At 67.6% G+C, this 14249-nt stretch carries 11 protein-coding genes; 4 read left to right on the top strand and 7 right to left on the bottom strand.

The genetic code is table 11. From position 1 onward, the window contains the following. Positions 1–52 precede the first annotated feature (52 nt). From BM394_RS07185 to BM394_RS07165, 5 genes are all read right to left on the bottom strand, one after another. Positions 53–1297: an alpha-amylase family glycosyl hydrolase gene (locus BM394_RS07185; RefSeq protein WP_092975674.1), complete on the bottom strand. Its 1245-nt coding sequence runs from the start codon at positions 1295–1297 to the stop codon at positions 53–55. 292 nt (positions 1298–1589) lie between these two features. Further along, positions 1590–2888: an alpha-amylase family glycosyl hydrolase gene (locus tag BM394_RS07180; protein ID WP_245780031.1), complete on the bottom strand. Its 1299-nt coding sequence runs from the start codon at positions 2886–2888 to the stop codon at positions 1590–1592. A gap of 390 nt (positions 2889–3278) precedes the next feature. Then, the gene (locus BM394_RS07175) at positions 3279–3662 is read right to left on the bottom strand and encodes a globin (protein WP_092975668.1); all 384 of its coding nucleotides are present in this window, start codon (positions 3660–3662) and stop codon (positions 3279–3281) included. Between the two features lie 25 nt (positions 3663–3687). Then, positions 3688–4668, bottom strand: coding sequence for a mechanosensitive ion channel family protein (locus tag BM394_RS07170; protein ID WP_092975664.1), 981 nt, complete (start codon positions 4666–4668; stop codon positions 3688–3690). A gap of 190 nt (positions 4669–4858) precedes the next feature. Then, entirely contained in the window at positions 4859–6976 is a 2118-nt protein-coding gene (locus BM394_RS07165) for a prolyl oligopeptidase family serine peptidase (RefSeq protein WP_245780030.1), read from the bottom strand. Between the two features lie 249 nt (positions 6977–7225). Here BM394_RS07165 and BM394_RS07160 point away from each other — a divergent pair, with 249 nt between their 5' ends. The 3 genes from BM394_RS07160 to BM394_RS07145 all read left to right on the top strand — a co-directional run bounded on the left by BM394_RS07160 (position 7226) and on the right by BM394_RS07145 (position 9509). Beyond that, positions 7226–7876: an HNH endonuclease gene (locus BM394_RS07160; protein WP_342752652.1), complete on the top strand. Its 651-nt coding sequence runs from the start codon at positions 7226–7228 to the stop codon at positions 7874–7876. A gap of 891 nt (positions 7877–8767) precedes the next feature. Then, positions 8768–9016 carry an aa3-type cytochrome oxidase subunit CtaJ gene (gene ctaJ, locus BM394_RS07150; protein WP_092976281.1) on the top strand — a complete coding sequence of 83 codons (249 nt, stop codon included), beginning with the start codon at positions 8768–8770 and terminating at the stop codon, positions 9014–9016. Further along, positions 9003–9509, top strand: coding sequence for a DUF5130 family protein (locus tag BM394_RS07145; protein WP_092975653.1), 507 nt, complete (start codon positions 9003–9005; stop codon positions 9507–9509). The genes ctaJ and BM394_RS07145 overlap by 14 nt, the downstream gene beginning before the upstream one ends. Positions 9510–9652: 143 nt before the next feature. Here the strand turns inward: BM394_RS07145 and BM394_RS07140 are convergent, their stop codons facing one another. Both BM394_RS07140 and pepN read right to left on the bottom strand, forming a co-directional pair. Then, positions 9653–10399 (bottom strand): response regulator, encoded by a 747-nt coding sequence (locus BM394_RS07140; RefSeq protein ID WP_092975650.1) that lies wholly within the window; start codon positions 10397–10399, stop codon positions 9653–9655. A 216-nt stretch (positions 10400–10615) separates the two neighbouring features. Next, positions 10616–13189 (bottom strand): aminopeptidase N, encoded by a 2574-nt coding sequence (gene pepN, locus BM394_RS07135; protein WP_092975647.1) that lies wholly within the window; start codon positions 13187–13189, stop codon positions 10616–10618. 320 nt (positions 13190–13509) lie between these two features. Here pepN and BM394_RS07130 point away from each other — a divergent pair, with 320 nt between their 5' ends. Beyond that, positions 13510–14130 carry a mycothiol-dependent nitroreductase Rv2466c family protein gene (locus BM394_RS07130; protein WP_092976278.1) on the top strand — a complete coding sequence of 207 codons (621 nt, stop codon included), beginning with the start codon at positions 13510–13512 and terminating at the stop codon, positions 14128–14130. Positions 14131–14249 lie beyond the last annotated feature (119 nt).

The raw sequence follows: 14249 nt of genomic DNA, 5'->3' as shown, positions 1-14249 counted from the left end.
AGTCTTCGGCCGGGTTGCCGGGTCGTGCGCTCGGCGGAACCTCCCGGCCGACTCAGGTCAGCCACACCGCCGTGTTCGGCGGGATGAGTTCGCCCTCCAACGATCCGCTGCACAGCACGACCGTGCCCGGCGGTTTCGGCACGCTCGTGCCGGAAGCGTTCAGCGCGCAGGTCAGGCCGGCACGGTCGCAGCGAAACGCCAGACAGCCGCGCGGCGCGCCGTACCAGCGCACCGTGGTGCGGTGCGCGATCTCGTGGCGGCGTCGCAGTTCCATCGCGTTGCGGTGCAGCGACAGCGTCGACAACGGGTCCTCCAACTGCGCCTCCACGGTGCTGGCGGCCCAGCTGGGTGGGGTGGGCCACCAGTTGCCGGGCGCGGCGGAGAAACCGAACGGCGGTTGTGTTCCTTCCCAGGGGATCGGGCCGCGGGCGGGGTGGCTGCTCGTGCGGTCCGGCTTCTCGGATTCCGGCAGACCCAGTTCCGTTCCGTTGTCCACTCCGACCGACCCCGGCAGCGCGAACTGGACCAACGCCATCGCCCGTGCGCGTGCCAGGCCGTGCGCACCACCCCCGAATCGGGTGGTCGGGCGCGGGTTCTCCCATGTGGACAGCGTCCATACCGGTGTTCCCGCGTTGTTGTCCGAGTCCGTCAGCACGGTGTCCACGATCCGGCGTATCTCGGTGGCGTCGAACTGGGTCAGGCTGAATCGCAGGTCCACGCCGAGGTCCAGCTCCACGAGATCGCCGAGTCCGGTGCGCCAGCCGTTGACCAGGCCGCCGAGCATGACCGATTCCCGTTCGTCGAGCACCGAGCGGATCATTCGCACGATCCGGTGCGTGGACTCGTCGATCGGGCCGGTGATGCCCGGTAGTGCGGCGACACGGAACCCGTCGACGCCGTGCCCGCTCCAGAACCGCAGCGATTCCGCCAGTTCCCGTTGGTTCTCGCTGTGAACGATCTCCGTGCCGTCCACGGCGAGGTCCAACGTCACCCGCATCCCCGCCGCGTGTGCTTCGGCCAGCAGCGTTTCCAACGAGCTCAGGGTGCCTACCAACGGATCCACGTCCCGCCCTTGCCCGGGGCGCCCCACGGGTGAAGCCAGCACACCGGTCAACCAGATGGCGTCGATACCGATCAGTTCCAAGTACCCGAGTCTGTCCCGAACACCCTCCAGATCACCGACCCCGTCGGCATCGGAGTCGCTGAACGCCCGGACATCGATACGGTAAAAGATTCGGTCTTCCCACCAGCCACGCCCCGCCGTCGAGTCTTCGCGGCTCAATTCGCTCAAGCCCACGGTGGCCCATCCTGTCACTGAGTTTCCCCGTCGCAGCGATGTCGACGGGACCACGATCGAGTGGATCTTGAAATCTCGTCGGATCGAACGAGGCGTCTAGCCGTTGTCCGTCGTCCACGCACCACGGTTTCCCCGCGCCACACTTCCGGCGTGACCGGAACCGGTGACCCCGAAACCAGCGGTCCCGAGACCGGTCGCGGGACCCGTGGCGGTGCGAGCCACCGGTGTGGTGTCTCGGCGCCGACGCGTCGGCGAGCACCGCACCGGTCGTCGATACCGCGGGCGAACCCGGTCAGTTCGCGGTCAGCCACACCGCCGAGTTCGGCGGTAGCTGCCCGTCCACCAGCGGAGTGCTGGAAAGGAGGAGCTCTCCCGGGGGGAGTGGCACCCGTTGCTCCGAGGTGTTCAGCGCGCAGATCACTCCGCCCACGCCCCGTCGGAACGCCAGGCAGCCGCTCGGGGCTCCGTACCATTCCACGGTGTCCTCGTCGAAGAGCCCCGCGGTGCCGGAGCTCTCGCCGACACCGGCTTCCGCGGGAGCGGTGCGTTTCAGTTCCAGTTCCTGACGGTACAGCGACAGGGTGGAATCCGCGCTCTCCAACTGTGCCTCGACCGTGAGCTCCCGCCAGTCGGCCGGTACCGGTAGACAGGAGGTCGGGGTCGCACTGAAGCCGTACGGTGGCTCGTTGCCCTCCCACGGCATCGGCACCCGCGCACCGACGAGTTCGCCGGGGCGTTTCTCGGCGTCGGAGTCGATGACCTCGGGCAGCCCGAGCTCCTCCCCGCTGTCGATGCACACGACTCCGGGCAGCGCCAGCGTCACCAGTGACATCGCCTGCGCACGCGCACGACCGAGTTCACCACCGCCGTACCGGGTGACCTGTCGCGGGGTGCTCCGGCCGGAAACCATCCAGCCGGGGCGCGTTCCGAACTCCCGGCAGGCGGCCAGTTCCTTGCTGATCGCCTCCCGGATCTCACCCGCCTCGAACTCCGCCTCCGCGAGGGATCGGTTGAAATCGACGTCCCACACCCCCCGGCTGGACTGCTGCTCCTCCACCAGAGAGCCGATCAGCCTGTCCGACTCCTCCGCCAGCGCCGCCCTGATGGCGCGGGAGGTCTCCGGATCCAGCCCCTCGGCGTCGGGGCCACCGGAGTACGCACCACGACGGGAGAGGGCGAGGCGGAAACCGTCGACCCCCCGGTCGGTCCAGAATCGCAGCGTGCGGACCAGCTCCTGCTGCGCCCGGGGCTGCCGGAGATCGGAGATGTCCGCACCGATGTCGAGGGTAACCCGCAGATCGCAGTCGTGGGCGGCCGTGGTCAGGTGTTCGAACGACTCCAGGATCGCGGCGGCCTGCCGCGGTTCACCGATGTTGGGACCCACACCGGTCATCGCGACCCCGGTGAGCCACACCGTGTCGATGCCGAGCAGTTCGAGATACCCCAGCCGGTTGCGCAACCCGTCCAGATCGCCGACACCGTCACCGTCGGAATCCGCGAACAGTCGGACGTCGATCGCGTAGTGCGTCGCGTCCCACCACCAGGGAAGCCGCTCCTGGGCGGGGGCGTCTTGTTCTGTCCAGCGGCGCACAGTGGTCACCCCTTAACTGCGTCCGGCCACCGTAGCCGAGTGTCCGGCGACGAGGCCGATGCGCCCGGACGCCGGCTGCGACGCCGGTCTCCGGTGTCGATGTTGTCGATAACCGTAATACCGCGAACTCTGCCGCGGTGTCGTGCCGGGTATTCCAGCACTCCCACCGCCGCCCGTCGTCGCTGGGGAGATCACCGGAGAACGGCGGTCCGGTGTGGACCTGCCCGAAAGGACCGATCACTTCGAAGCGGAGGCGACCGAGCACGCCTGATCAGGATACGCAGCGAGGTCGTGGGGTGGTGGACGGTCCTGAGCCGACCGGGTGTTCGCCCGGAACAAACGGTGAGCTGGTCGACCGCCTCGTGCCGACGCGGAGTCGGAACCACGAGGTCAGAACCACGAGTTGACCATGCTGTGTGCGGCCATCTCGAAGTACTGCCAGAGCCGGTCACGCTGTTGCCGCGTCAGCTCCACCTCGTCCAGGGCGATTCGCATGCAGCGCAGCCAGGCGTCACGCTCGGCGAGTCCGATCTTGAAGGGGGCGTGCCGCATCCGCAGTCGAGGGTGCCCGCGCTGCTCCGAGTAGGTCTGCGGGCCGCCCCAGTACTGCATCAGGAACAGGCGCAGCCGTTGCTCGGCGCCGCTGAGATCCTCCTCCGGGTACAGCGGTCTGAGCAGCTCGTCCTTGGCGACCTCCTCGTAGAAGCGGGCCACGATGGCTCGGAAGGTGGCCTCGCCACCTACCTCGTCGTAGAAGGTTTCCGGAGTGCTCACATGCCCTCCTCGGGAGGCTTCGACGTCACTGCTGTTCGCCTGGTTCCGGCATCAAGCGCCCAGCCGGGTAGGGCGGCTTGATGTCCGCCTCGTCGTAGGCCCGCTTGATCTCGGCGCGGAGCAGGCGCTGCACGGCCCACTGCTGTCCCGGACGCACCTTGGCGGTCAACCGCAGCGTGATCGTATCCGAGGTGATCTGGTTGATACCGAGCATCTCCGGCTTCTCCAGTACGTCCTTGGAGAGCGGTTCCAGTTGTGCCGCCGAGGCCGCGACCGACTGCGCCACCTCCTGCGCGCGCGCCACGTCACTGCTGTGTGCCACGGGCAGATCCACCACCGCGACCGCGTAGCCCTGACTGGAGTTGCCGACCCGCAGGATCTCGCCGTTGCGCACGTACCAGACGGTGCCGTTGATGTCGCGCAGCGTGGTGACTCGCAGTCCCACCGTCTCCACGGTACCGCCGGCCTCACCGAGGTCCACCCAGTCGCCGACCCCGTACTGGTCCTCGATCATCATGAACATGCCGGACAGGAAGTCGCGCACCAGGTTCTGCGCGCCGAACCCCAGCGCGACACCGACGATTCCGGCCGAGGCGATCAACGGTGCCAGATCCACGCCGAACTGTCGCAGCACGTAGAAACCCGCGAACACGAAGACCACGAAGCTGATCACCGACTTCAGCACCGAGCCCAGTGTTCGTGCTCGCTGGCTCCGCTGCTCGGCCAGCGTCTCGCCCGATACCGCCTCGCCACGCCGTTCCCGCAGTGGCTGCAGCAGCTTCGGTGCCTCGCCGTTGGTGCGGCTGAGCCTGGTGATGATCCGGTGCAGGATGTAGCGAGTCAAAAACGCCACCACGACGATCAGCAGAATCCGCAGCGGGGTGGCGATCAGCATCTCCGAGTAGTTGGCCAGCCACGCGTTGCTGGTCCAGTCGAAGACGGTCTCGCACCATCGGCTCGAATCGTCCGAGCAGTGGGACTGTGCCAGGGGCAACGTGGTCGTCATGGTTTCGGGGCTCCACGCGGACGTTGGAAAGTTCTTCACGGTCGGCGTACGAGTGGGGCCTCCCACACGTGCGCTTCGGCGATCCGACGGGTGGGCCGGTGCGCCCGGCGTTGTCGAGCGAGCTTCGTGAACGCCCCGCCGTCCACGATGCGAGCGCGGGTGCTCCTGTGAAGCACCCGCCGCTGACCTGCTACTTCCGGATGAGTCCGGTGGCTTCCGCGAGAAACGCGAAATGGTCGGTCGCCATGCCCACACTACGGGAGACCGAACGTGCCGAATGCCCCACCTCCGTCTCGCGCCGGAGCAGTACGGGGCGTTTGTCCGGTGGTGAACTCGTCGCGTGCTGCAGTGCCGCGCACATCTTGCGTGCGTGCATCGGATCGACCCGGCTGTCCGACTCGAACACCGACAGCAGCACCGCCGGGTACTCGGTGGCCTCGTCGATGTTGTGATACGGCGAGTAGGACAGCAACCATTCGAGTTCCTCGGGATTCTCGGCGCTGCCGTACTCCTCGCTCCACAATCTGCCGAGCAGGAACTTCTCGTAGCGCACCATGTCCAGCAGCGGCGCCGAGCAGACCACTGCCCGGTACAGCTCGGGGCGTTGCGTCAGCGCCGCCCCCACGAGCAGCCCGCCGTTGGAGCCACCGCTGATGGCCAGCTGGTCCGAGGTGGTCCAGCCCCGCTCGATCAGGTGCTCGGCCGCGGCGTGGAAGTCGTCGAAAACGCGTTGTTTGTTCTCCCGCATGCCCGCTCGGTGCCACTGTTCCCCTTCCTCGGCACCACCGCGCAACGAGGGCAACGCCCACACGCCGCCAGCGGCTACCCACGCCAGCGCGTTGGGGGTGTAGGCGGGTTCCCTGGACAGTGCGAAACCGCCGTACCCCGTCAGCAGCGTGGGCAGTGGCCCGGGCGGTGGTGTGGCGGGAGCAAGCACGAACATCCGTACCGTGGTGCCGTCCGCCGAGCTGTAACTCAGCTGGGTGCTGGTTATCTCCGGTACGGCCTCCTGGCCGGGGGCGTGTTCCACCGCCTCCGTCTCGTCCGTGGCCACCGAGTACGAGTACACGCACGGTGGAGTGGCGAAATCGGTCCAGCCGAGCCAGATGCGGTCACGTCCGGTCGTGGTCCGGGTGTCCACCGTGTTCACCGTGGTCACCTGGCCGGTGCCGGGCAACGGCACCGCACGACGGAGCTCGCCGGTGCCCGCGTCGTGCAGTGTCAGTTCGGAGACCGCGTGTGCGGTGCGCAACACGGCCAGCCGTGGATCCGACCCCGTGCTGTCGAGCCAACGCGAGGTCTCCAGCACCGATTCCGGATCCTCCGGGATCAGCTCCGTCCAGTCGGTCGGGTCCGGACGGTCCGGATCGGCGACGCAGAGCCTGCCGCGCGGGGCGTCCAGCGTGGTGCGGATGTACATCCACCCGTCCGGTTCCACCCGAGCGCTCGCCCGCACGCCCTGCTCGTCGTCCAACACGCGTCGCAGCTCGGGAACGCGCTCACCGTTTCGCAGGTCCGCTATCCACAGCGAATCACGACGTGCCGTTCCCGGACTGCCGTGCACCAGCAGCCAGCTACCGTCCGGGGACAGGCTCACGGAGTAGAAGTAGGTGTGATGCAGCTGTTCGCCGTGGACCAGCACGTCCTCGTCCGGGTCGCTTCCCACCCGGTGCAGCCACACCCGGCGGTGGAACTGTCGCTCGTCCTCGGGGACCAGCTCGGGGGCGATCCTGCGGACGTAGTAGAACTCGGCACCGCCGGGAAGCCAGGCCACCGAGGAGTAGCGGCACCGGTCGATGGGACCTTCCAGCAGTTCGCCCGTGGTCACGTCCAGCACGTGCAGCAGCGACTCCTCGTCCCCGCCGCTCGAGACCTGGTAGGCGAGTCGGTCCCCTTCCGGACTGGGAGTCCACCGGTCCAGCGTCGTCAGCCCGGACGGATCGAGTTCGGTCACGTCGAGCAGTTGTCGGACCGTTCCGCTCGGTTCACGCACGAACAGCACCGGGAACTCCTGGTCGCTCTCCCGTCTGGTGAAGAACGAGCGGCCGTTGCGCCACACCGGCGCCGACACCGACCCGGTGCGCAGCAGTGCGCTCAGCCGCTCGGCGATCTCCTCGCGCCGGGGCAGGCCGCGCAGCCACGCGTCGGTGAGCCGGTCCTGCTCACGTGACCACGCCTCGCAGGCCGGGTCCGAAGGGTCCTCCAGCCAGCGGTAGGGATCGCGCACCTCGAGCCCGTGCGGCGTTTCCATCGTGTCCGTGCGATGCGCGTTCGGATATGACTCCGGCAATGACTGAACCTCGTTCACTCCCTGGACGATACGGGTATCGAAAACGTTCGTCCGTTCACATGACACGGGCGGTCGGTGGCGTGCCGAATCGATTGGTTCCGAATGATCGGAGTGGCCTCGTCGCCACGGATAACCGTACATTTCCGATCGTGTTGCCTTCTCGTCGTCGAATTTTCGATATCCGGTCGGTCGTGCGGCGCGGATCACACGTGCGTTCCGGGCGGGTTCTGTGTTCGACTGATGCACATACACGGTGGAGGTGGTCGAGTGCCCGACCGAAAACCGATCCCGTGCGGCGCTCCGAAGGCGGCGCCGCCCCGCGCCCCCGCGCGTCCTGCCGGACGTAAGCGGGGTCACCGGCTGTCGGCCTCCGCCGACAGATCGGAGGGCGTGGGCGCTTGGCCGAAGCGGCGGGTCCTACTACTGAACACGACGTTCGAACCGTTGACCGCACTGCCCGTGCGCAGGGCGATCGTGTTGATCGTCTGCGGCAAGGCCGAAGTGGTGCACGGTGATTCCGCTGGATCGATGTTGCATTCGGCGACGCACAGCATCGAGGTTCCCTCGGTAATCAGACTGAGCCGGTTCGTGCACGTTCCCTATCGCGGGCGGGTTCCGCTGTCCCGTTCCGCCTTGATGTTGCGGGACAACCATCGCTGTGTTTACTGCGGCGTTCGTGCGGAGACCATCGATCATGTGGTTCCTCGGAGCAGGGGTGGTGCACACAGCTGGGAGAACTGTGTGGCCTGTTGTACGCGGTGTAATCATCGAAAGGCCGATCGGACGCTTCGTGAGCTGGGGTGGCGCCTTCCGGAGACGCCGAAGGCGCCGCGCGGCAGGCACTGGCGGCTGTTGGCCGGCGCGAGCGACCCCGATCCGATGTGGTTGCCCTATCTCGGCGAGGTCGCATCACACTGAACGGTGAGGCGGGCCGTCGTTCTCGATGTTCGGCCCGTCCCCATGAGCACCGCGGCTCTGCCCGGGTCGCGGTGTGCCTCCCGCCGGTGCGAGCGGTTGCCACCCGCCCCTTCGCCGCTCGGCGCAGCGCCGCTCGGCGCAGCGCGGCGTGACAGGTCGGCGTTCGCTCGCTCCGCCCGTTCCGGTGCTGCCGCTGATCCGCACGCCCGCGCCGGAGTCCGCCTCGCGGGAGTCGTGGCTGCCGCTGATCCGTACTCCTCGATGACGGCCGCTGATCCGCACCCCGCCCAGGGAGCTGATCCGTACTCCCGCGCGTCCGCTGATTCGCACGCCGCTCCTGCCGCTGATCCGCACCCCGGTGCGTCCGCTGATCCGCACGCCTTCCCTGCCACTGATTCGCACCCCAGTCCGGAGCCGGTTTCCGGTCCCGGTCCCGGTTCGGATCACCTGTTTCGTGTACGCAGCGTATTCATGCGAGATGAATCCGTCACACGGAAAGATCGAATTGGCGCCGCTGTTCCCGGTTTCGATGGTCATCATTGTTTCCTCACGTGTTCGGAACTGCTCCTGTCATGGATGCGATCAATTACGCAAGATCCATACAGGTGAAATCTAGAATCGGAAACTGTCCGGTACAAGCCGCCAACTCGACCCCTCCGAGCGGCCGTCCGGTTCGGCTCCGAATGGCGGTTCCGAATGGGGCGAAAGCAGCACCGAAGATGCCCGGGGGCAAGGAATGGTGTCGGTCGTGGTGTGTATTTCGTGACCGCGCGATTACTTCACGGCGTCACGGACCGGTTGTGCCGGGAACAGGGCGAGGTTTTCCCAGTGGGTGAGGCAGGAAGCACAGGTAGTCGACCGCTAGTGGGGGAAATCGGATACCGTGCTGGTGTGACTGTCGTGCAGACCGTACTCGTCTTGGCCGTGATACCGGCGGCTGTCTACGGCCTCGTCATGTTGATGGTGCTGTGGCCGAGACTGTTCCGTGCCCGTTACCGCCCCAACGGGGAGTGGAACTTCCCGTCGGTGCTGTGGGTGGCGAACCCTGCCGGTGTGAGCCCCAGCAGCCCACCTACCGAACACGCGGAGTCCGAGTCGGAGACCGGTACCGCAAGGGGAGGCGCTCGTGGCAACTGGTGAGATGACCCGAACAGCGGCGGACGTGAACCCGGCCGAACTCGAGGCGGGACACGCTCTTACCGCGGGTGGTCGGCTGTCGATCGCGCGCCGTATCGAGCCGGAGCGCCCGAAACTGCCGTTCTCCCCGGGAGAGCTCGCGCGGTTGGATGAGGCGTTGACACTTTCCACCCGCACGACCGGGCTCGAATTCGCGATCTACCTCGGTGGGCTGGGGGAGCGGACCCGTGATCGTGCCGAGCAGATCCACGCCGGCCTGGGCGGCCGCGCATCGCGCGGTGTGCTCATCGCCGTCTCGCCCGCCCAGCGTTGTCTGGAAATCGTCACCGGCGAACAGGCCTATCGGCGGGTACCCGACCGCACTTGCAACCTGGCCGTGATGAACATGGTCGCCTCCTTCAAGGAGGGTGACCTGATCGACGGACTCATCAGCGCGTTGCGGATGCTCTCCGACGCGGCCGGAACCGAGTTCGAAACCGAAGGTGAGCATCACTGACCCGGTTTCCACGGAAGGCCCCGATTTCCACTGGAAGGGCTTCGGGCCGCGGCTCCGGGTGTTCCGGCGGCGGACTCGCCGGAACACCCGGGGTGTGCCGAAACACCCGATCACGATCCAGTCCCGGTGACGGCGGGGAACGCTCAGAGCAGTCCGAAGTTCTGGAAGTGTCGGAACATCTCGTAGGACGACGACGTGGTGGCCACGGCGCCCAGCTGGCGAGCCTGGTTGGCGTGTTGCAGCTGCCCGCGCTGCGTGCCGAAGACGATCACCGGTATCTCCATGCCCAGGTCGCGCAGCTCGCGCAGTAGCGCCAGGCCCGCGTCCGTGATCCACTGCCCGTCCTCCTTGCGGGCCATGTCCGAAACCACCACGCGGTAGGGCCGTTTGGACACTTCGGCCACCGCCTCCGACGTGGTGGCCGTGATCGTCACCCGTACCCCGTTGTTGCGGAGCTGCTCCACGAGCAGCGCGTGGCTCTGGGCGCGATCGGTGACCCACAGCACGGCGAACGGTTCCGGACCCACCGGTGCCTGTACCGGGGGCAGCTCGGCCGACTCGGGATCGCCGTCCAGTTCCCACCCGGAGGGTTCCTCGGGCGTGCTCGCCCCGTCCCCGCCCCTGCCCGGGACCGTGCCCGCCGGCACCGCTTCCCGCTCGTCCAGTCGACTGCTCAGGATGCTGAGTTGCCGCTGCAGGTCCTGGATCATCTCGTTCTGTTGATCGTTGAGCTCGTGGAAGGTGAGCCGCTGCCCGCCCACCTCGAACTCCAGCTCGCGTTTCTCGGCGGTACGCAGCACTCTTCCGATCGCCTGTCGGAACAGCAGCAGCACCAGCAGGGTGATCAGCGGCCACAACAGCGTGGCGATGGCGGTTATCAGCTCGGGCATCGGCCGCTCCACGACGTGTTGGACGGTGCGCGATCACAAGCCTACGCGCGGTGATCCTGCGACTGGGTGATCTTCGCCGGATGCCACCCGGAAGGGCGTGCTCGTGGCGGTGCCGTCCGGTGGGGAGCGGGCAGCGGCGTGTCCTCGCACCGGAAATCGGGTGGCCGGGCCGGTGAAGGAGGCTTCGCGGGCCCGGCCACCCGTGCTTGCTTCCGCTCAGGAGCGGTCGAACTCGCGCGCCGCCAGCGCGCGCACCAAACCGGCACGGCCCTCCGAGACCAGGCGACGCAGGGCCGAGGGGTGTTCTCCGGCGAGCCAGGTGTCCGCGGCCTCGACCGTCCCGGGATCCACGGACCAGGAGGGGAACAGCCCCATCACCGTCGGCTGTGCCCGCTCGCTGGAGCGCCGTTGCCACACCTCGTCGATCTCGTCGAAGTAACGCCGCACGTAGGGGAGCAACAGCTCGTGCTGGGCGGGATGCTGGAACCCGGAGATGATCGCTTCGTTGATGGCGTTGGGCAGTTCGTCGTCGTGCACGGCTCGCTGCCACGCCCGTTCCTTGGCCTCGGGGGTGGGCACGAGCGCACGCGCGCGCTCCGCGCGCCGCCTGCCGGTGGCGGTGGAGTCCGCTGCCAGCTCCGCGTCGATCTCGGACTCGTCCGCAGCGCCGTGTGCCACCAGGGCGTGCAGCAGTTGCCAGCGCAGGTCGGTGTCCACCACCAATCCTTCCAGCACCCGCGAACCGTCGAGCCAACCGCGCAGCAACGTGAGCTTGTCCTCGTCGAGCTTCGCGGCCGTCAACGCGTTGACGAAGGCGAGCTGGTTGTCCGAACCGGGCCGGGCGGCACGTGCCAGCTCCAGCAGCCGATCCGTGTAGCGCTGCCACCCCTCCGGCTGCCAACCGGGATCGGCATAGGCACCCAGTGCCGTGCGCGCCTGCATCAGGACCCGCTGCACCACGCCGATCTCGGATTCGCCTCCGATGCCGCCGTCGCTGTCCTTGCCGAGCACGAGGCTGACGAAGTCGCGCGCCCGCAGCTCCGCGTCCCTGGTCATTTCCCAGGCGGTCGACCAGCCCAACGCGCGCGGCAACGACTGGTCGATGTCGGCGATCCGCTCCACCAGGGTGGCCAGCGACCGTGAGTCCAGCCGCATCGTGCAGTAGCTCAGGTCGTCGTCGTTGACCAGCACGAGCTTGCCGCGCGGTACTCCGACGAGCTCGGGGGCGTCGGTGCGCTCACCGGAGATGTCGAGCTCGACCCGGTGCGTGCGGACCAGCTTGCCCGTGGTGGGGTCGTCGTCGTAGACGCCCACCGCGATGCGGTGCGTGCGGTACTCGCCCTCGCCCGGACTCGCGGGTCCCTGCAGCACCGTGAACTCGGTGAAGCGGTCCCGCTCGTCGGTCTCGAACTCGGGGCGCACCGTGTTGAGCCCCGTGGTTTCCAACCACTGCGCGCTCCACCACGACAGGTCCCGCCCCGACGCCTCCTCGAGCGCGGTGAGCAGGTCGGAGAGCCGTGCGTTGCCCCAGGCGTGCCTGTCGAAGTAGATCTTCAACCCGCTGAGGAAGTTCTCCAGCCCCACGTAGGACACCAGCTGTTTGAGCACCGAGGCGCCCTTGGCGTAGGTGATCCCGTCGAAGTTGACCTCGACGGCCTGCAGGTCCTCGATGTCGGCTGCCACCGGGTGCGTGGAGGGCAGCTGGTCCTGCCGGTAGGCCCAGGACTTCTCCACGTTCGCGAAGGTCGTCCAGGCGTGGGTGTACTCGGTGGCCGAGGACTGCGCGAGCACGCTGGCCCAGGTCGCGAAGGACTCGTTCAGCCAGAGGTCGTCCCACCAGCGCATGGTGACCAGGTCGCCGAACCACATGTGCGCCATCTCGTGCAGCACCGTTTCGGCGCGGCGTTCGTAGAAGTACCCGGTGACCCTCGACCTGAAGACGTAGTCCTCCAGGAAGGTCACGCAGCCCGCGTTCTCCATGGCACCCGCGTTGAACTCGGGCACGAAGCACTGGTCGTACTTGGCGAACGGGTAGGGCACGCCGAACGCCCGCTGGTAGAAGCCGAATCCCTGCTTGGTCTCGGTGAACAGTCGCTCGGGGTCCAGGTGCTCGGCCAGCGAGGCACGGCAGTAGAGCCCGAGCGGGATCTCGCCCTCCGGGCCGCTGTAGACGTCGCGCCACTCCGCGTAGGGGCCCGCCACCAGCGCCACCAGGTAGGTGGAGATCGGGGGCGTGGCCTCGAAGGTGTGCGTGACGCGGGTCTCGCTGGAAGCGGTGATCGCGCCCGGGGAGTTCGAAACGACCCGCCACGTGCTCGGCGTCGTCACCGTCAGCTGGAAACTCGCCTTGAGGTCGGGCTGGTCGAAGCAGGCGAACATCCGTTTGGCGTCGGCCGTCTCGAACTGGCTGTAGAGATACACCCCGCCGTCCACGGGATCGACGAAACGGTGCAGCCCCTCACCGGTGTTGGTGTAGTAGCAGTCGGCGCGTACGACCAGCTCGTTCTGCTCCGCCAGGTCGGGGAGCGCGATCCCCGTTTCCTCGTCGTAGTCGGACAGATCCAGGTCCACGCCGTTGAGGGAGGCCTGGTGCACCCGCGCGGCCATCAGATCGATCCACGTGGTGGCGCCCTGCCGGGCGGTGAACCGCACGGTCGTCTTCGATCCGAAGACCTCCACGTTCTCCCCGCCCGCGCCGTCGGACAGGTCGAGCTCGATCGCGTAGGAGTGCACGCGCAGCAGTTCGGCGCGCTGCTCTGCCTGTTGGCGGGTCAGGTTCGGCGGAGCCACGGATCACCTCGTTGATCGTCGTCGGATGGGAGCCGGGCCGCGGGTCACGCGTTGCCCGGAAACAATCATGCCGGAATGAAATCACGCTCCGGCACTCGCTACCCGATGTCGGGCCTCCCGGACGGAGAGTCGGCCAGAGGTTCCGCCGAGCGGGCGACCCACCAACCCGACCGAGAACTTCGATCAGGGAGGTACGAGCGGAAATCGTGTCCGGTGTGCGCTCCCACATCCGCGAATCCACGGCGGCCGGGAACACGATGGCCCCTCGGGTGGTTGACCAACCGGAATCGTGACCACACGTGATCGTGGAAGGCGTGTTGATGAGCACCGACAGCCCGCAGAACCCGCAAGTCCACTTCTACTTCGACCCGATCTGTCCGTTCGCCTGGGTCTCGTCCCGGTGGATCCTCGAGGTCGAGAAGGTTCGTGACATCGACCTGCGGTTCCGCGTCATGAGCCTTTCCGTGCTCAACGCGGAGCGTGAACTGGGGGACCAGTACGACGAGATGATGCAGCGGGCCTGGAAGCCCGTCCGAGTCGCCATCGCCGCCGCCGAGCACCACGGCAACGAGGTGTTGTCCCCGCTCTACACCGCGATGGGAACGCGGTTCCACGACAACGGTGACAAGGACTTCGACCGGGTGATCGCCGAGTCCCTGGCGGAGGTCGGGCTGCCCGACACGCTCGCCAAGGCGGCGACCACCGACGAGTACGACGAGCGGCTGCGTGCCAGCCACCACGCGGGGATGGACCCGGTGGGCGACGAGGTGGGCACACCGACGATCCACGTGGACGGCGTGGCGTTCTTCGGCCCGATCACGACCCGCATTCCGCGCGGCGAGCAGGCGGGCGAGTTGTTCGACGCCGCGCGCACGTTGGCGGGTTACCCGTACTTCTTCGAGCTCAAGCGCACCCGGACGGAGAATCCCCGGTTCGACTGATCCCGGTTCGACTGCTCGCGGTTTTCGGGGCGGGATCGTCCGGACGCTCCGCCGCTGTCCGCGCTCCCGGTCCTCGCCCACCGGTCGCGGTTCCTGGTGGGCCCCCGCTCCGGTGTCGT

The sequence above is a fragment of the Actinopolyspora lacussalsi subsp. righensis genome (genome assembly GCF_900116555.1).
GTDB lineage: Bacteria > Actinomycetota > Actinomycetes > Mycobacteriales > Pseudonocardiaceae > Actinopolyspora > Actinopolyspora lacussalsi.
This window is presented reverse-complemented; position numbering and strand designations above follow the sequence as displayed.